General features: G+C 53.6%; 19 protein-coding genes. 13 read left to right on the plus strand and 6 right to left on the minus strand.

What is annotated here, in order from left to right:
- Positions 1-161 precede the first annotated feature (161 nt).
- The 12 genes from CAG64_RS11235 (at position 162) to mgtE (ending at position 9,350) form a co-directional block, all read left to right on the plus strand.
- On the plus strand, positions 162-1,133 hold the full coding sequence (locus CAG64_RS11235; RefSeq protein ID WP_021704417.1) for a calcium/sodium antiporter: 972 nt from the start codon (positions 162-164) through the stop codon (positions 1,131-1,133).
- Positions 1,134-1,155: 22 nt separating this feature from the next.
- The gene (locus CAG64_RS11240) at positions 1,156-2,118 is read left to right on the plus strand and encodes a KpsF/GutQ family sugar-phosphate isomerase (RefSeq protein ID WP_161448217.1); all 963 of its coding nucleotides are present in this window, start codon (positions 1,156-1,158) and stop codon (positions 2,116-2,118) included.
- Positions 2,118-2,675 carry a 3-deoxy-manno-octulosonate-8-phosphatase KdsC gene (gene kdsC, locus CAG64_RS11245; protein ID WP_161448219.1) on the plus strand — a complete coding sequence of 186 codons (558 nt, stop codon included), beginning with the start codon at positions 2,118-2,120 and terminating at the stop codon, positions 2,673-2,675. The genes CAG64_RS11240 and kdsC overlap by 1 nt, the downstream gene beginning before the upstream one ends.
- Positions 2,672-3,235 carry an LPS export ABC transporter periplasmic protein LptC gene (gene lptC, locus CAG64_RS11250; protein ID WP_021704420.1) on the plus strand — a complete coding sequence of 188 codons (564 nt, stop codon included), beginning with the start codon at positions 2,672-2,674 and terminating at the stop codon, positions 3,233-3,235. Before kdsC ends, lptC begins: the two co-directional genes overlap by 4 nt.
- Positions 3,216-3,716 (plus strand): lipopolysaccharide transport periplasmic protein LptA, encoded by a 501-nt coding sequence (lptA, locus tag CAG64_RS11255; RefSeq protein ID WP_161448221.1) that lies wholly within the window; start codon positions 3,216-3,218, stop codon positions 3,714-3,716. Before lptC ends, lptA begins: the two co-directional genes overlap by 20 nt.
- Positions 3,717-3,718: 2 nt before the next feature.
- A complete protein-coding gene (gene lptB / locus CAG64_RS11260; RefSeq protein WP_161448223.1) occupies positions 3,719-4,444 on the plus strand; it encodes an LPS export ABC transporter ATP-binding protein in 726 nt (241 codons plus the stop codon).
- Between the two features lie 49 nt (positions 4,445-4,493).
- Positions 4,494-5,957 carry an RNA polymerase factor sigma-54 gene (locus CAG64_RS11265; protein ID WP_161448225.1) on the plus strand — a complete coding sequence of 488 codons (1,464 nt, stop codon included), beginning with the start codon at positions 4,494-4,496 and terminating at the stop codon, positions 5,955-5,957.
- Positions 5,958-5,981: 24 nt separating this feature from the next.
- Positions 5,982-6,269 carry a ribosome hibernation promoting factor gene (gene hpf, locus CAG64_RS11270; protein WP_021704424.1) on the plus strand — a complete coding sequence of 96 codons (288 nt, stop codon included), beginning with the start codon at positions 5,982-5,984 and terminating at the stop codon, positions 6,267-6,269.
- Positions 6,270-6,271: 2 nt separating this feature from the next.
- The gene (gene ptsN, locus CAG64_RS11275; protein WP_161448227.1) at positions 6,272-6,718 is read left to right on the plus strand and encodes a PTS IIA-like nitrogen regulatory protein PtsN; all 447 of its coding nucleotides are present in this window, start codon (positions 6,272-6,274) and stop codon (positions 6,716-6,718) included.
- A 12-nt stretch (positions 6,719-6,730) separates the two neighbouring features.
- Positions 6,731-7,588, plus strand: a complete 858-nt coding sequence (rapZ, locus tag CAG64_RS11280) for an RNase adapter RapZ (protein ID WP_161448229.1) — start codon at positions 6,731-6,733, stop codon at positions 7,586-7,588.
- An 8-nt stretch (positions 7,589-7,596) separates the two neighbouring features.
- Positions 7,597-7,875, plus strand: coding sequence for an HPr family phosphocarrier protein (locus tag CAG64_RS11285; protein ID WP_021704427.1), 279 nt, complete (start codon positions 7,597-7,599; stop codon positions 7,873-7,875).
- 116 nt (positions 7,876-7,991) lie between these two features.
- Positions 7,992-9,350, plus strand: a complete 1,359-nt coding sequence (mgtE, locus tag CAG64_RS11290; protein WP_021704428.1) for a magnesium transporter — start codon at positions 7,992-7,994, stop codon at positions 9,348-9,350.
- A 50-nt stretch (positions 9,351-9,400) separates the two neighbouring features.
- Here mgtE and pmbA read toward each other — a convergent pair whose 3' ends face one another.
- On the minus strand, positions 9,401-10,744 hold the full coding sequence (gene pmbA, locus CAG64_RS11295; RefSeq protein ID WP_161448708.1) for a metalloprotease PmbA: 1,344 nt from the start codon (positions 10,742-10,744) through the stop codon (positions 9,401-9,403).
- A 110-nt stretch (positions 10,745-10,854) separates the two neighbouring features.
- Between pmbA and yjgA the strand changes: the two genes are divergently transcribed.
- Positions 10,855-11,382: a ribosome biogenesis factor YjgA gene (gene yjgA, locus CAG64_RS11300; protein WP_021704430.1), complete on the plus strand. Its 528-nt coding sequence runs from the start codon at positions 10,855-10,857 to the stop codon at positions 11,380-11,382.
- A gap of 36 nt (positions 11,383-11,418) precedes the next feature.
- Here the strand turns inward: yjgA and thiQ are convergent, their stop codons facing one another.
- The 5 genes from thiQ to mpl all read right to left on the minus strand — a co-directional run bounded on the left by thiQ (position 11,419) and on the right by mpl (position 16,979).
- Positions 11,419-12,123 (minus strand): thiamine ABC transporter ATP-binding protein, encoded by a 705-nt coding sequence (gene thiQ / locus CAG64_RS11305; RefSeq protein ID WP_021704431.1) that lies wholly within the window; start codon positions 12,121-12,123, stop codon positions 11,419-11,421.
- Positions 12,124-12,130: 7 nt separating this feature from the next.
- A complete protein-coding gene (gene thiP / locus CAG64_RS11310) occupies positions 12,131-13,711 on the minus strand; it encodes a thiamine/thiamine pyrophosphate ABC transporter permease ThiP (RefSeq protein WP_161448710.1) in 1,581 nt (526 codons plus the stop codon).
- Between the two features lie 9 nt (positions 13,712-13,720).
- Positions 13,721-14,713 (minus strand): thiamine ABC transporter substrate binding subunit, encoded by a 993-nt coding sequence (gene thiB, locus CAG64_RS11315; protein ID WP_443084059.1) that lies wholly within the window; start codon positions 14,711-14,713, stop codon positions 13,721-13,723.
- A 269-nt stretch (positions 14,714-14,982) separates the two neighbouring features.
- Positions 14,983-15,615 (minus strand): flavin prenyltransferase UbiX, encoded by a 633-nt coding sequence (locus tag CAG64_RS11320; RefSeq protein ID WP_161448714.1) that lies wholly within the window; start codon positions 15,613-15,615, stop codon positions 14,983-14,985.
- The gene (mpl, locus tag CAG64_RS11325; protein ID WP_161448716.1) at positions 15,612-16,979 is read right to left on the minus strand and encodes a UDP-N-acetylmuramate:L-alanyl-gamma-D-glutamyl-meso-diaminopimelate ligase; all 1,368 of its coding nucleotides are present in this window, start codon (positions 16,977-16,979) and stop codon (positions 15,612-15,614) included. The genes CAG64_RS11320 and mpl overlap by 4 nt, the downstream gene beginning before the upstream one ends.
- Positions 16,980-17,127 lie beyond the last annotated feature (148 nt).

Below are 17,127 nucleotides of genomic sequence, written 5' to 3' on the forward strand. Positions count from 1 at the left end.
AAGCACTGTTCGATTAAATCTCCACTCATCAGCGCAACTTATCTCATTATGTTGACAGATCGTGTCACAATTAATTTCATCATTGGCTTCCCTTTTACATATCAAAGCGTCAAAATTGACGGTTAAATCATTCAGTTGTTAACTCAATTTTAGGAAGTGTCATGTTTGAAGCGGTCGCGTTTCTGGTCATTGGTCTCGTTTTTCTCGTCTGGAGTGCAGACAAACTGGTGTTCGGTGCGGCAGCACTGGCACGCAACGTCGGTATTTCCCCTCTGGTAATCGGTATGACCATTCTGGCCATGGGCTCTTCCGCTCCGGAAATGATGGTCTCCGCGACTGCGGCTCTGGACGGCAAAACCGATACTGCCGTCGGCAACGTGCTGGGCTCCAACATCGCTAACATTGCGCTGATCCTCGGCATCACCGCGATGATCAAACCGCTTTCGATCAGCAGCGAAGTACTGCGTCGTGAACTTCCGTTGATGATTGGGGTCACCGTATTAGCGGGGATTTTATTGTGGGACAACAAACTCGGCTTTTATGAAGGTGTGTTGCTGTTTGTCCTGTTTGCAATGTTCATTCTGGCGATGCTGCGCATCAGCCGCCGTGAAAAAGACAAAGACAGCGGCGACGCACTGTTGCAGGAACAAGAATCTGAAGTTCCGGAAGGCGTCAGCAACCTGAAAGCCGGGATCTGGGTCGTGATAGGCCTGATCGTGCTGCCACTGGCCGCCGATATGCTGGTCGACAATGCCGTCGTCATTGCCAAATATTTCGGCATGAGCGATCTGGTGATCGGCCTGACTATCATTGCTGTCGGCACCAGCCTGCCGGAACTGGCCGCTTCACTGGCCGGCGTCCTGAAAGGCGAAGACGACATGGCCGTGGGCAACATCATCGGCTCCAACGTATTTAATATTCTGGCGGTCATGGGCATTCCGGGGATTTTGAACCCATCCATGCTGAGTGAGCTGGCCATGGGACGCGATTTCTGGGTCATGCTGGCAGTTTCACTGCTGCTGGTGGTGATGTGTCTGGGTAAATCCCGCAGTATTAACCGTATAGAAGGCGCCATTCTGTTCGTCTGTTTCGGGGCCTATCAGGTTTACCTGTTGATGAACGTGGCCGCTTAACCGTAAGACTTCGGGGAAGAATATGTTTGATTACCGCGCTGCGGCGCTCAATGTGCTTGAGACAGAAATCGCTGCTCTCAAACAACTGGATCAGTATATCGACACGGAATTCTGTCAGGCCTGTGACATGATCCTCGCCAACCCGGGTAAAGTGGTGGTGATGGGCATGGGTAAATCCGGTCACATCGGCAATAAGATCGCGGCCACGTTAGCCAGCACCGGCACCTCGGCGTTCTTCGTTCACCCAGGGGAAGCGGCGCATGGCGATCTGGGAATGATCGAGCGCGGCGATATCGTGCTGGCGATTTCCAACTCGGGTGAATCCCATGAGATACTGTCGCTGTTCCCGGTCCTCAAACGTCTGGGCATCCGCATCATCAGTATGACGGGCAAGCCTGAGTCCAATATGGCGAGACTGGCGGATCTGCACCTGCAGATCACCGTCCCCAGTGAAGCCTGTCCGCTCGGCCTGGCACCCACCTCAAGCACTACCGCCACGTTAGTCATGGGTGATGCACTGGCGGTCGCGCTGCTGCAGGCGCGCGGCTTTACTGCGGAAGACTTTGCCCTCTCCCATCCGGGCGGCGCGCTGGGGCGTAAACTGCTGCTCAAGCTGTCTGACATCATGCACTCCGGCGACGCACTACCGATGGTGACGCCAGATACCGTGATCCGTGATGCCCTGATGGAAATCAGCCAGAAAGGTCTTGGCATGACCACCGTGGTTAATAACGACGGTCAACTGGTCGGTTTGTTTACAGATGGAGACCTGCGACGCGTGCTCGACAAACGCATTGACGTTCATAGCGCGTTGATCGGTGACGTGATGACCCGCAACCCAACCACGGCCGAGCCGGAGATGTTGGCCGTTGAAGGGTTGAATCTAATGCAAGACAAAAGCATAAATGGATTAGTATTATGTAAAGAAGGCCAACCCGTCGGTGCACTGAATATGCATGACCTTCTCAAAGCAGGAGTAATGTAATGACACAACTGGTTGAAACGCTTTACGGTCCGGTCGAGCAAACTATCGTCACCATAGCACGAGACATCAAACTGCTGATCTGTGATGTGGATGGTGTGTTTTCGGACGGCCTGATTTACATGGGCAATCAGGGTGAGGAGCTCAAAACATTCCACACCCGTGACGGCTACGGCGTCAAATCCCTGATGAATGCTGGGATTGAGATCGCCATCATCACAGGCCGTCAGTCGCAAATTGTTGAAAACCGTATGCGAGCGCTGGGTATCTCCCTGATCTATCAGGGCCAGGATGACAAAGTAAAAGCGTATCAAGACATTTGTGCGCGCCTGGCGATTGAACCGCACCAAACAGGCTATATCGGCGATGACCTGATTGACTGGCCGGTGATGGAACAAGTTGCGCTGAAAGTGTGTGTCGCAGACGGCCACCCACTGCTGGCCAAACGCGCCAACTACGTCACTCGCATTAAGGGTGGCCATGGCGCGGTGCGCGAAGTGTGCGATCTGATTCTACAAGCTCGTGATGAGCTGGATGTACATAAAGGCTTAAGTATATGAGTTTATCTCGTATCATTTATGTTTTGCTGTTTATCGTGGCCGGGGTAAGTATTTACTACCTGCTCGACAAAGAGAACACATTTGATATTCAGGTAGAACCGAATGTGGAACTGCCAATGTTCAGTGGCGAGTCGGTCACCAGTACCTCTTACGATGAAAGTGGTACGCGCAGCTACGTGATCACATCCACACACCTGGATCACTACGCGCAAAGCGGTGATACTCTGTTTGAGAAGCCAGTGTTGAAAGTCTTCAACCAAGGCACCATACAGGAATGGGAAGTGACCGCAGATTCTGCGGTACTGGACAAAGACCATGTGCTGACCCTGCACGACAATGTGCTGGCAAAAAACCTGCTGCCGGACTCAGGTTTTGATACTCTGTCGACAGCGAAAATGAGTATTCAGCTAGACAATCGGGATTTTTGGGCTGACAACCAGGTTGTGTTAATCGGCCCTCAGTTTGAAACGGTAGGACAGGCGATGAAAGGCAATTTTGCTGACAATACCGCGGTTCTCTACAACCATGTTCAAGGTAGATATGAAACTCTCACACCTTAGTCTTATAGCGTGTCTGCTGGCGTCTGCGAACGCCATAGCCTTGTCGACCGACCGGGATCAACCGATCTATATCGACTCTGACAGCCAGCAGTTGGACATGCAAAGCAACAAAGTCACGTTTATCGGCGACGTTAAGCTGAAGCAAGGCAGTATCAATATCAATGCAGATAAAGTCATTGTGTACCGCAATCCGAATGACGGCGCGATCAAAGAGATCGAAGGCTACGGCAATCTGGCGACCTTCTCTCAGCTGACTGACGACGGGAAAACCCTGTACGGTGAAGCCAAAGAGTTGTACTACAAGATGGCCGACGACCAGCTGACGATGATCAATCAGGCGCTGCTGCGTCAGGACGACAGTGAAATTCGCGGTAAGAAAATCCGCTACAAGATTTCCTCGCAGAAACTGATTGCCGACGGCAACCAGAGCGGAGAGCGGGTTTCGACCATTCTTCAACCACAGGCAGCGCAGCAGAAATAACTATGGCAACACTCAAAGCAGAGCACCTGGCCAAGAGCTACAAAAACCGTAAAGTGGTCTCAGACGTCAGTTTGCAGGTCGAGTCCGGTCAGATTGTTGGCCTGCTCGGCCCGAATGGTGCGGGCAAAACCACGTCGTTCTATATGATCGTAGGCTTAGTGGCGCGTGATGAAGGCACCATCACCATCGATGACACCGACATCAGTATCCTGCCGATGCACAGCCGTTCACGCATGGGGATCGGTTACCTGCCACAGGAAGCGTCAATCTTCCGTAAGCTCTCGGTGGAAGACAACATCATGGCCGTCCTGCAGACCCGCGAAGAAATGACTCGCGAACAGCGTCAGGACAAACTGGAAGATTTGTTGGAAGAATTCCACATTCAGCACATTCGCCACAGTGCGGGTATGGCACTATCAGGGGGTGAACGCCGCCGGGTCGAAATTGCCCGGGCGCTGGCCGCGAACCCGAAGTTTATCCTGCTGGATGAGCCGTTTGCCGGTGTTGACCCGATCTCAGTCATCGACATCAAAAAAATCATCGAACACCTGCGTGATCGAGGCCTGGGTGTCCTGATCACTGACCACAACGTTCGTGAAACTCTGGACGTGTGTGAAAAGGCCTACATCGTCAGTCAGGGCCAGCTGATTGCCGAAGGTACACCGGCAGATGTACTGGCCAATGAGCAAGTTAAACAAGTTTATCTCGGCGAACAATTCCGACTATGATTAACTAAGAGCGGCAGATTTATAACTATAACAGGCAAGAAAAGACCGAATGAAACCCTCACTACAGCTTAAGTTAGGACAGCAGTTAGCGATGACACCGCAGCTGCAGCAAGCGATCCGTTTGCTGCAGCTGTCCACGCTCGACCTGCAACAGGAAATCCAGGAAGCGCTGGACTCCAACCCTTTGCTGGACGTCGAAGAGGGCGGTGAAGAAGTGGTTTCTGAGGAACACAAAGCCGCTAATGGTGACGATCAGGAGCCGACGGTTGATGTCGCAGAACCAGAGCCCAAAGACAGCTCCGAACTGATCGAAAAATCTGAAATCAGCTCTGAGCTGGAAATCGACACCACCTGGGACGATGTCTACAGTGCAAACACTGGCAGTACCGGTCTGGCGGTTGATGACGATACCCCGGTGTATCAAGGTGAAACCACCGAATCACTGCACGATTACCTGACCTGGCAGCTCGACCTGACGCCGTTTTCCGAAACCGATCGCATGATTGCGATGGCCATCATTGATGCAATTGACGATTACGGTTACCTGACCCTGTCCGTGGACGAGCTCCACGAAAGCTTCGACAGTGAAGAGATTGAAGCGGACGAAGTGGAAGCGGTACGTAAGCGCATCCAGCAATTCGACCCGCTTGGTGTGGCGTCACTTAACCTGCAAGACTGCCTGCTCTTACAATTAACGACCTTCCCGGAAGATACCCCGTGGCTCAAAGATGCCAAGTTAGTACTCACTGACCACATCGACCAGCTTGGCAATCGTGACTACAAGCTGATCATTAAAGAAGCCAAACTCAAAGAAGCGGAACTGAAAGAAGCGCTGAAACTGATTCAGCAGTTGGATCCGCGCCCGGGTAGCCGGGTGACACCGGATCATGCGGAATACGTCATTCCGGATGTATCTGTGTATAAAGAGCACGGCAAGTGGGTGGTCACTATCAACCCGGACAGCGTGCCGCGCCTTAAAGTCAATCAGCAGTACGCAGAGCTTGGCAAAGGCAACAACGCAGACAGTCAGTACATCCGCGCCAATTTGCAAGAGGCAAAATGGCTAATCAAGAGTCTTGAAAGTAGAAACGAGACGTTGCTCAAAGTTGCAAAGTGCATTGTTGAACATCAGCGTGATTTCTTCGAGTATGGGGAAGAAGCCATGAAACCAATGGTGTTGAACGATGTGGCTCTGGCGGTGGATATGCATGAATCAACCATTTCGCGTGTCACCACGCAGAAGTTTATGCATACGCCAAGAGGCATCTTCGAATTGAAATACTTCTTCTCCAGTCACGTTAGTACCGACAATGGTGGAGAGTGTTCATCGACTGCAATTCGCGCACTGATCAAAAAACTGGTGGCCGCAGAGAACTCGGCCAAACCACTCAGTGACAGCAAGATTGCAGCCTTACTAGCTGACCAAGGGATTCAGGTAGCTAGACGTACTATCGCTAAGTACCGTGAATCTTTGGGTATTGCCCCTTCAAGTCAGCGTAAACGCCTGCTTTAGGGCTAAAACAGAGAAGGAAAGTCTATGCAAATCAATATTCAAGGCCACCACGTTGATCTCACCGATTCAATGCAAGACTACGTTCATGAAAAGTTTCAAAAGCTTGAGCGATTTTTCGACCACATCAATAGCGCAAGTGTGGTTTTAAAAGTTGAAAAACTCAATCAGATCGCTGAAGCTACGCTTCACGTAAATCAAGGCGAAATCCATGCCCAGGCAGAAGATGAAAGCATGTACGCTTCCATTGATGCGCTGGTGGACAAACTGGTTCGCCAACTCAACAAGCACAAAGAAAAGCTGAATAGCCATTAATCATGCAACTAAGTGAAGTACTCTCTCTGGACTGCACCAAAAGTGCAGTCCATTGCACAAGCAAAAAGCGCGCTCTGGAAATGATCAGCGAAATCGTCGCTGAACACACCGGACTGAATTCCACCGAGCTGTTTGAATGCATGCTGTCGCGCGAAAAGATGGGCAGTACCGGCATAGGAAATGGGATCGCCATTCCTCATGCTCGTATGAGCGAAAGTGACAAAGCGGTCGCCGTATTGCTGCAGTGCGACGAGCCAATCGAATTTGACGCGATCGACAATCGACCAGTCGACCTGCTGTTCGCTCTTCTGGTCCCGGATGCACAATGCAAAGAGCATCTGCAAACCCTGTCGAAAATGGCGGAACGCCTCAACGACAAACAAATCCTCAAACAATTGCGTAGCGCTCAAAGCGATCAGGAGCTCTACGACATCATGATCAACCGATAAGGCAAAGCAAACATGCGTCTGATTGTGGTCAGTGGCCAGTCCGGAGCCGGAAAAAGCGTCGCACTGCGTGTACTGGAGGATCTGGGTTATTACTGTGTAGATAACCTGCCTGTTGACCTGTTAGAAGCCTTTATCCTGTCGGTGAAAGACAGCTCACAGAATGTCGCTGTCAGTGTCGACATTCGTAACCTGCCTAAAGAGCCGGACCTGATCGCCGATGTGTTCGACAAGATCCGACACGATGTCGATATGACGGTGCTATTTCTAGACGCCAACAAAGAGACCTTACTCAAACGCTACAGCGAAACCCGCCGTATTCACCCGCTTTCCCGCAGTGACGATAAACGCTCACTCGATCAGGCGATCGAGCTGGAGCGTAATATTCTCTATCCACTCAAAGAGCATGCCGATCTGGTGCTAGACAGCAGCAATCTGTCGCTGCATGAACTGAGTGAAACCGTGCGCATGCGGGTAGAAGGCCGCGAGCGTCAGGCTCTGGTGATGGTGTTTGAGTCCTTCGGCTTCAAATACGGTTTGCCAACCGATGCCGATTACGTGTTTGATGTGCGCTTTCTGCCCAACCCGCATTGGGAGCCAAACCTGCGTCCACTGACCGGGCTCGATGCACCGATCAAGTCCTTCCTCGAAAGCCACCCGGAAGTGATGGAGCTGAAACAGCAGATCCAGAAATTCATCGAATACTGGTTACCGCTGCTGGAGAAAAACAATCGCAGTTACCTGACCGTGGCAATTGGCTGCACAGGTGGCAAACACCGCTCGGTTTACCTCACCCAGCAAATTGGCGAGTACTTTTCCGAACTGGGTCATCAGGTGCAAATCCGCCATACCTCGCTCGAAAAAAACCAATAGGAACCGCCATGCCGCAGCACAGCAAAACCGTCCTGATCCAAAACCGTCTTGGCCTCCATGCCCGTGCCGCGATCAAACTGGTCGAGCTGGCCCAGTCTTTTGATGCGGTACTGACGATTGAAAATCAGGAAGGCAAGCAAGCGACCGCGGATGGCGTCATGGGCCTGTTGATGCTCGAATCTGCCCAGGGGCAGAATGTCACCATTCTGGCTGATGGTGCGGAAGCCGAACAAGCGCTGAGCGCCGTGTGCGACCTGATTGAGCATAAATTCGACGAAGGCGAGTAAAGAATCACCCTACGCTTACAAATAAGACCTGTTGTGTAATGAGATTTTATTAAATAACGAATAGAATTAAGTTACTATTCAACGCATTGTCGCAATCACTAGCCAGGGGGAAATGAATGGCAGAGCAAATAGAATTCGATCAAGCTCACCAGGCCCTCCAAGAAATCGCCGAAGCGCTCGAAAACGGCCGTTTTGTCCATGTCCGCCGCCAATTGCAGGATATGGAACCCGAAGACATTGCGTACCTCCTTGAAGCTGCCCCACGAAAAAGCCGTGACGTTCTCTGGCAACTGACTGACCCGGAAGATTACGGGGAAATCCTTGACGAACTCAGTGAAGACGTTAAAGACGCCTTAGTCTCCAAAATGGCCCCAGAGTTGCTTGCCGAAGCGACCGAAGGCATGGACACCGATGACGTTGCTTACGTACTGCGAAGCCTGCCGGACGACGTCTCACGTGAAGTCCTTGGCCAGATGGATGCAGCGGACCGATTACGGGTTGAAACCGCCCTGTCCTACCCGGAAGATACCGCCGGCGGACTGATGAACACCGACGTGATCACCATTCGTGGTGATGTGGACGTCGACGTGGTGTTGCGTTACCTGCGTATGCGAGGCGAGCTGCCAGAAACCACAGATGCCATCTATGTGATTGATGAAAACAGTAAGCTGATCGGCGAACTGCCGCTGACTACGCTGCTGACTACTCAACCGGACATTAAGGTCAACGAGGTGATGGAAGACGCCGACGATGCGATTCTCGTCGACACCAAAGACTCCGATGTCGCCAGCCTGTTTGAACGTCGGAACTGGGTCTCTGCGCCGGTCATTGATGAAAACCAGTACCTGGTTGGTCGTATCACCATCGATGACGTGGTCGACGTGATCCGTGAGGACGCGGAGCACTCCATGATGAGCATGGCGGGTATGGACGACGACGAAGACACCTTTGCGCCAGTGTTTAAATCGGCGCGCAAACGCAGTATCTGGCTGGGCGCAAACGTGCTGGCCGCTCTGGCTGCCGCGTCGGTATCTAACCTGTTTGAAGCCACGTTGGCACAGATGGCGGCGATAGCCGTTCTGATGACCATCGTACCTTCGATGGGCGGCGTAGCCGGTAACCAGACCGTGGCGCTGGTGATTCGCGGTATCGCTCTGGGTCACATCGGTGACAGTAACAAACGCGAACTACTGATGAAAGAAGCGGCGATCGGCTTTCTCAACGGCATCACCTGGGCGCTGATCATCGGCGGAATCGTCGTGGCGTGGAAAGGCAACTGGATGCTGGGCGGCATTATCTCTGCGGCGATGATGACCAACTTATTTGTCGCCGGGGTCGCCGGGGTGACCATCCCGATCATCTTAAAGAAGATGAACATCGATCCGGCATTGGCCGGCGGGATGGCCTTAACCACCGTCACCGATGTGGTAGGCCTGTCTGCCTTCCTCGGCATGGCCACGCTGCTCCTCAACTAAAAACAAAAAAGGTTGGCAATGCCAACCTTTTTTATTGCGCATGTCCCGGATTATTCCCCGGCGACTTTCATCGATTCCAGTAAGATTGAACCGGTCTGAATTTGCGAGCGTTCCTCGACATCATCGCCCACCGCCACAATCTGCTGGAACATCTGTTTGAGGTTACCGGCTATGGTGATTTCCGACACCGGATACTGGATTTCGCCATTCTCGACCCAGAAGCCCGCCGCGCCACGTGAGTAATCGCCGGTCACAATATTAACCCCCTGTCCCATCACTTCCGTCACCAGCAAGCCTGTACCCAGCGCTTTGAGCATCTGCTCAAAGCTCTGACCAGTCGACTTCACATACCAGTTGTGAATGCCACCTGCATGCCCGGTCGGGGTCATGTTCATCTTGCGCGCCGCATAACTGGTCAGCAGATACGTCGCCAGCACACCATCGGTAATGATGTCACGATCCTGAGTCACTACCCCTTCGCTGTCAAACGGGCTGGACGCCAGACCACGCAACACATGCGGACGCTCCTGAATATTAAACCACTCAGGCAATACCGTCTGGCCAAGCTGCTCAAGCAAGAACGACGATTTACGGTACAGATTGCCACCGCTGATCGCCATCACCAGATGCCCCATCAGGCCCGTTGCCACGTCAGCGGCAAACATCACCGGAAATTTCCCGGTCGCCAGACGCCGGGCATCCAGTCGGCGCACAGTCTCTTCCGCGGCTTTCTGGCCGACAACCTGGGGGGACCACAGATCGTCACGATGGCGGGCCACTGTATAGCTGTAATCGCGCTCCATCTCACCATTGACGCCCTGACCAATCACACAACAACTGGTGCTGTGGCGGCTGGATGCGTAGCTGGCCAACAGGCCATGACTGTTGCCATACACTTTGACACCGTAATGGCTGTCATAGCTAGCACCGTCACTTTGTTTGATCTTGTCGCTGTACGCCAGTGCTTGCTGCTCGGCCGCAATCGCGATCTGCGCCGCGTGATCCGGGTCCGGAGTATCTGGGTGAAACAGATCCAAGTCCGGGATCTCGCTGACCATCAACTCTTTCGGTGCCGGGCCGGCAAAGGGATCTTCAGAGGTGAACTGAGCAATGTCGAGCGCCGCCAGCACGGTTTGCTGAATGGCTTTTTCGCTCAGATCGGAGGTGGACGCACTGCCTTTGCGCTGACCGCGGTACACAGTGATACCGAGTGCTCCGTCGCTGTTAAACTCAACATTTTCCACTTCACACATCCGGGTCGACACACTCAACCCTGTGGTTTTAGTGATCGCGACTTCCGCCGCATCGGCTTGCTTCGCAGCCATCTCCAATGCGCGGGCGACGGCGGCTTCCAGCTCAACACGTTGTTGAGCAACTTGCTGTTTTACGTCCATATCTCATCAAATCTGATTGGTGTTACCGTTAGGATAACAAGAATTTCGCTTTCTCCCCACGATGTTTGTTAAAATAACAGCATTGACCACCTAAATTTAAGGCAAGCACAATGGCCCGTAAGAATCAGAAAGCGCCATGGGAACCAGAAGAAGAGATCATCTGGGTCAGTAAATCAGAACTCAAGCGTGATATGGAAGAGCTGCAGAAGCTGGGTGAAGAGCTGGTAAACCTCAAACCGGCAGTACTCGAAAAAATGCCGCTGAGTGACGACCTGTTTGATGCGATCAAAGATGCACAACGTTTCAAAAACGAAGCACGCCGCCGTCAGTTGCAGTTTATCGGAAAGCTGATGCGTACCGAAGATCCGGAACCGATTCAAGCGGCACTGGATAAAATCCGTAACAAACATTCACAGGCGACTGCGGTGCTGCATAAACTGGAAACGCTGCGCGATCGCGTTGTAGAAGAAGGCGATCATGCCATCGAAGAGGTCATGGAACTGTATCCGTCAGCCGATCGTCAGCGTCTGCGTCAGCTCGCCCGTCAGGCCGCCAAAGAAAAGCAGGCCCAGAAGCCGGCCAAAGCGTACCGGGAGATTTTCCAGATCCTCAAAGCACTTAACGACGAAGACGCCTAGTCATCCCAATAAAAAAGCTGGCCTGAGCCAGCTTTTTTATTGTCCGGCGCGGACAAACTCGCGCAGCCCGGCGTGCGTGTGCTGTTCACTGAGCGCGCTGATCGCCGCACTCACCTCAACCCGTCCGTTTGCCATAAAAGCGAAGTCACTGGCGATGGTACGTGCGTCACTCAAGTGGTGGGTCACCATCAATACCGTGATATGCCGCTCTGCGGTCAGGCGCTTCACCAGCGCCAGCATCTCTTCGCGCAGAACTGGGTCCAACGCCGAGAATGGCTCGTCGAGTAGCCAGATGGGGTGAGGCTGAACAAAACAGCGCGCCAACGCCACCCGTTGTCGCTGACCGCCAGAGAGCTGCTCCGGCAACCGGTCGAGATACGCGCCCACCCCCACCTGCATCGCCGCCTGCTCCACCTGCTCCCGTTGCGCGGCGCTCAGTTTCAGTCCGGGATGCAATCCCAGTCCAATGTTCTCACGCACCGTAAGGTGAGCAAACAGATTGTGTTCCTGAAACAGCATGGCAAAAGGCCGTTCAGACGGCGCTTTCCCCACCACCGACACACCGTCTGCCAGAATATCGCCCCGTAATGGGGCAATGAATCCGGCCAGCAGCGCCAATAAGGTGGATTTCCCAGCCCCACTGGGGCCCATCAACGCCACGATCGATCCGGCCTCAACCGTCAGGTCAAAGGTAAAAAGTTCCTGGTGGTACTCATACTCCACCTGATTCAGATTTAACACACACACCTCACTGACGGGCTTTAAACAGAGCTTCAATCACAGTAAAACAACCAACGCTGAGCAACAGCAGCGTCAACGAGACCACCGCTGCCGCTTCCATTTGGTAGCTGCCGAGCAACTGGAATAAATACAGCGGCAGCGTGCGGAACTCCTGGCTGCCAAACAACGCAATCGCGCTTAAGTCACCCATTGACAACATAAAGCTGATCGCAAAAGCGTGCGCGATCGGACGACGCAAAGCGCGCCACTCAACGATGCGCAGTCGCTGCCAACCACGCATTCCTAAGCTGGCACACAATAACTGGTACTGCTGCGCCAGATGCAACATAGGCTGTGACAGCGTTTTAATCACATACGGCAGGGCCATCAGGCCGTTCACCGAAACCACCACCAGCATCGCCATGCTGAACACATCGGTCAGCGCCCGGAGCAACAAAAACAGCCCAGTGCTGATCACCAGCCCCGGCGTCACCAGAATGATGGTGCCAACCAGTTCCAGCTGATCGGCACGGCGATGGCGGGAATGGAGTCGCCAGGCCCGACTGGTCAGCAGGATCAATACTCCCGCGCTGAGTGCGAACACACTGGCGAGCAACGCCACACGCAGGGACGCCCACAAGGCAGACCAGAACTTATGATCCGCCAGCACCAACCCCGCCTGCGCGTTAAACCCGCTCAGCACCACCATAACCAGTGGCGGCAACACCAGCACCAGAACAGCCATGATCCAAAAGCTATCCCAGGCTTTTGACCACCGGCTGTCCTTAAACTGAAAGCGCTGCGGACTGAGGCTACCAGGCGTGACAGGCAGTGGCTTAGTCAAGCGTTGAATCGCCAACGCCAGCGCCCCGCAAAGCAGCATCTGCCACAGTGCCAACAAGGCTCCGGCCTGCAAATCAAAGTCGAATTTGATGGCCTGATAAATGGCGAGTTCAATGGTGGTCGATTTTGGTCCACCTCCCAGCGCCATCACCGTGGCGAAGCTGGTAAAGCACAGCATGAACACCAATCCGCACACGTGCGGCAGTTGTTGCCTCAGCCGCGGCCACTCAACCCATTTGAATTTGTGCCAGGATCCCATCCCCAGATGCGCACACAGTTTGTGCTGCTCTTCCGGAATTCCATCCAGCGCCTGCAACAATAACCGGCTGGCGTAAGGCAGATTAAAAAACACATGAGCCAGCAAAATGCCGTTCAGACCATAAATGGAAAACGGCAACTGAGCATCAAGTACACTCAACCCCTTTGCCAACAGACCACTGTTACCATAAATCGCCAGCAGGCCAAACACGCCCACCAATACGGGCAACACCAGCGTGGTGGCAAACAGCTTCAACAACAACGCTTTGGCGAAAAACTGGCGACGCGACAACGCATGCGCCACCGGAATCGCCAGACCGACACTCAACAATGTCGACAACAAGGCCTGATAAAAACTAAAACGGGTGACATAGCGATAGTAAGGGTCACCCCATACCGCAGTGATATCCAGAGAAGGCGCCGCGGCCAGCAGCGCAGCAAATGCGGAAATAACAAAGGCCGCGATGATCACCGCGACCCCGAGACCGATTTTAGGAACTGAATTCAAACGCCGCCCTTAAAATGTCAGTGCGCTTTGCCACTCACGAATCCATGTTTTGCGCATCTTCGCCACTTCCTCTGGCGAAAAACTCAGTGACTCGGTCGGCACCACCAATGAATCAAACGCTTTTGGCAACGCCACATCCGTCACCGGATACATCCAATTTCCGGTCGGGATCACCGTCTGAAAATCCTTGCTGAGGATAAATTGCATAAACGCATCCGCCAGTTCAGGCTGCGGGCTGTTTTTGACTTTCGCCGCCACTTCCACCTGAGTGTAATGCCCTTCACTAAAGGCCGCCGCGACGTATTTGTCATTCTGTTCAGCAATTTGGTGATACGCTGGCGATGTGGTGTACGACAGTACTAAATCTGATTCCCCTTCGAGGAACATGGAATACGCCTCCGACCAGCCTTTGGTCACGGTCACGGTTTTGCCGGCCAGCTGCTGCCAGGCCTTGCTGGTGTTATCCCCGTACACCGACTTCATCCACAGTAACAACCCCTGGCCGGGCGTCGAGGTACGCGGATCCTGATAAATCACTTTCAAATCATCACGCTGCTCGACCAGCTCTTTGAGGCTTTTGGGCGGGTTGGATAACGTCTGCTTGTTGTAAACAAACGCAAAGTAGCCGTAGTCGTACGGCACAAATGTGTCGTCGTGCCAGCCACCTGGTAGCAGGACCGCCGACGTATCCACCTGATGTGTGGTCAGTAGTCCAGTCTGACGCGCTTCGGCCATCAGATTGTTGTCCAGGCCCAGTACCACATCCGCCTTACTGTTTTTTCCCTCCAGACGCAGACGGTTGAGAATCGACACGCCGTCATCCAGAGCAACAAAATTGACGTCACAACCACACTGCGCTTCAAACGCTTTCTCGATTTTCGGCCCCGGGCCCCAGTCAGCCGCGAACGAATCATAGGTGTATACGGTAAGCGTTTTATCGGCCGCCCAAGCCGGGCTGGCGGTCAAAGTGCCAACGATGGTCGACAATGTGGTTAGCGCCACGGCGCTGAAAGAGGTGTTCACTGCTCGCTCTCCTTGTTCGAGCGGCACAGGGTTGAGGAAGGAGAATAAGATAAAAATACGGTGCTCCTGACTCAATTCCTACGCCAGCATTATCTGGATCAGGTAATCATAAGGCCGGCCTCGCTTGGCTGACCTTATCGTGCGGGTCCCGAAAACGTTCGATCTCAGCTGGCATTCACACTGTGAATACTTCGCTCCCCGTTGAGTGACTGGAATTGTAAAGGCTATTGGAACGAAACGCTACTGACTCAGTTCTCATTCCGCTGATCGTACCCCCAGCGCGGCACTAGTCCCTGTTCAACGCCGAGGTGATCGAGAATGCGGGCGACCATAAAGTCGACCAGATCCTCAATTGTCTCCGGCTGATGATAGAAACCAGGCGCGGCCGGCATGATCGTCACGCCCATCTGCGACAGTTTGTGCATATTTTCCAGATGCAGCGTCGAAAAAGGCGTCTCACGTACCACCAACAGCAATTGGCCTCGCTCTTTCATCACCACATCAGCCGCCCGTTCAATCAGATTGTCCGACATACCATGAGCGATCGCAGCGACACTGCCCGCCGAGCACGGGCAAACCACCATCTGTTTCGGTGCGGCTGAGCCGGACGCCACCGGAGAGAACCAATCTTCCTTACCGCACACACTCAGCTTGTCCGGATCGCAATTGAGGTGTGCCACCAATGCCTGCTTCGCAGCCTCCGGCCCGCTGGGCAGTTTCAGGCCGTGTTCAGTGGCCAGCACCACACGCGCGGCCGACGAGATCAGCAGATAGACCTGATAGTCCGCGGCCAACAGGCACTCCAGCAAACGTAGACCGTATGGCGCACCGGAAGCGCCGGTCCACGCCAGCGTAATTGCTTTAGGATGACCTTGATTCATGCTTGCTCACTCTTTGCTGTCAGGGCTGAGAGCAACTTGGTATGGATCCCCTCAAATCCGCCGTTGCTCATCACCAGGATCTGATCCCCTGGTCGGGCCTGAGCGACGATCTGTGCGACAAAGGCATCAATGTTCTCTCCCACATACGTCGGTTGCTGACACTCGTCCGCCACCTCTTGTACCGACCAGGCAATGTTGTCCGGCTGAAACAGGAACACGCTGTCTGCCTGATGCAATGAGGCCGCAAGCGTTGCTTTGTGCACCCCTTTTTTCATCGTCGCAGAACGCGGCTCAAGAACCGCCAGAATGCGCTGCCCGCCCACCTTGTTACGCAGACCACCGAGCGTCAGCTCAATGGCGGTCGGATGGTGGGCAAAATCGTCGTACACCGTGATGCCGCCAACTTCGCCTTTTAACTCCAGACGACGCTTAGTGTTAATGAACCGACCCAAAGCTTCACACGCCAGCGGCGGAGTCACCCCGACGTGACGCGCAGCGGCGATCGCCATCAGCGCGTTATCAACGTTGTGATCGCCAACCAGTGACCAGCGCACCGTGCCAGCCAGCTCACCCTGAAAATAGACATCGAATTCGGATCCATCCGCCACCCGCTTGTGCGCGCGCCAGTCGCTCTGCGCACCGCTGAACTCGCTTTCGCTCCAGCAGCCACGCGCCAGCACGTCCGCCAGCGCCTGATCGCCCGCTGGTGCCAGGATCCGGCCGTTGCCCGGAACCGTCCGCACTAAGTGATGGAATTGTCGCTTGATCGCCTCTAGATCATCGAAAATATCCGCATGATCGAACTCAAGATTGTTCATGACCAAAGTGCGTGGGTGGTAATGCACGAACTTTGAACGCTTATCGAAAAAAGCGCTGTCGTATTCGTCCGCTTCGACGACAAAAAACATGCTGTTGCCCAGCCGCGCGGAAACACCGAAGTTACCGAGCACGCCGCCGACCAGAAATCCGGGCTCATAACCGCAGGCTTCGAGGATCCACGCCAGCATACTGGACGTGGTGGTTTTGCCATGTGTACCCGACACCGCCAGTACCCAGCGATCGTGCAACAGAAACTCCTGCAGCCATTGTGGCCCGGAGGTGTAACGTAAATTGGTGTTAAGTACATGTTCCACGCACGGATTGCCGCGACTCATGGCATTGCCAATCACCACCAGATCAGGTTTAGGCTCCAGCTGTGACGGATCAAAACCTTCAATAATTTCAATCCCCTGAGATTCCAGCAGCGTGCTCATCGGCGGATAAACGTTCGCATCCGAGCCGGTGACTTTGTGCCCCAGTTGTCGGGCCAGGATTGCAGCCCCGCCCATAAACGTGCCGCAGATCCCTAAGATATGAATGTGCATAAACCTAACCTGTCCATCGGGTTGTCAAAGAACCCCCATTATACTCAAGTGGCCTGAATATGCTCGCCTCTGCGCACGAGTTTGCAAAAACATGAAAGTCGACAAATGAATTGAGATCTCAGTCAGTTACTTCATTACCATTAATAAG

It is taken from the genome of Vibrio sp. V38_P2S17PM301 (assembly GCF_009904845.1).
GTDB lineage: Bacteria > Pseudomonadota > Gammaproteobacteria > Enterobacterales > Vibrionaceae > Vibrio > Vibrio proteolyticus.

Excerpts from the sequence above, each read along its gene's own strand:
- CAG64_RS11320 (WP_161448714.1), bottom strand. The coding sequence starts at position 15,615 with ATGAATCAAGGTCATCCTAAAGCAATTACGCTGGCGTGGACCGGCGCT.
- CAG64_RS11285 (WP_021704427.1), top strand. The coding sequence starts at position 7,597 with ATGCCGCAGCACAGCAAAACCGTCCTGATCCAAAACCGTCTTGGCCTC.
- rapZ (WP_161448229.1), top strand. The coding sequence starts at position 6,731 with ATGCGTCTGATTGTGGTCAGTGGCCAGTCCGGAGCCGGAAAAAGCGTC.
- lptB (WP_161448223.1), top strand. The coding sequence starts at position 3,719 with ATGGCAACACTCAAAGCAGAGCACCTGGCCAAGAGCTACAAAAACCGT.
- yjgA (WP_021704430.1), top strand. The coding sequence starts at position 10,855 with ATGGCCCGTAAGAATCAGAAAGCGCCATGGGAACCAGAAGAAGAGATC.
- lptC (WP_021704420.1), top strand. The coding sequence starts at position 2,672 with ATGAGTTTATCTCGTATCATTTATGTTTTGCTGTTTATCGTGGCCGGG.
- CAG64_RS11265 (WP_161448225.1), top strand. The coding sequence starts at position 4,494 with ATGAAACCCTCACTACAGCTTAAGTTAGGACAGCAGTTAGCGATGACA.
- CAG64_RS11240 (WP_161448217.1), top strand. The coding sequence starts at position 1,156 with ATGTTTGATTACCGCGCTGCGGCGCTCAATGTGCTTGAGACAGAAATC.
- mpl (WP_161448716.1), bottom strand. The coding sequence starts at position 16,979 with ATGCACATTCATATCTTAGGGATCTGCGGCACGTTTATGGGCGGGGCT.
- mgtE (WP_021704428.1), top strand. The coding sequence starts at position 7,992 with ATGGCAGAGCAAATAGAATTCGATCAAGCTCACCAGGCCCTCCAAGAA.
- ptsN (WP_161448227.1), top strand. The coding sequence starts at position 6,272 with ATGCAACTAAGTGAAGTACTCTCTCTGGACTGCACCAAAAGTGCAGTC.
- pmbA (WP_161448708.1), bottom strand. The coding sequence starts at position 10,744 with ATGGACGTAAAACAGCAAGTTGCTCAACAACGTGTTGAGCTGGAAGCC.
- CAG64_RS11235 (WP_021704417.1), top strand. The coding sequence starts at position 162 with ATGTTTGAAGCGGTCGCGTTTCTGGTCATTGGTCTCGTTTTTCTCGTC.
- lptA (WP_161448221.1), top strand. The coding sequence starts at position 3,216 with ATGAAACTCTCACACCTTAGTCTTATAGCGTGTCTGCTGGCGTCTGCG.
- hpf (WP_021704424.1), top strand. The coding sequence starts at position 5,982 with ATGCAAATCAATATTCAAGGCCACCACGTTGATCTCACCGATTCAATG.
- kdsC (WP_161448219.1), top strand. The coding sequence starts at position 2,118 with ATGACACAACTGGTTGAAACGCTTTACGGTCCGGTCGAGCAAACTATC.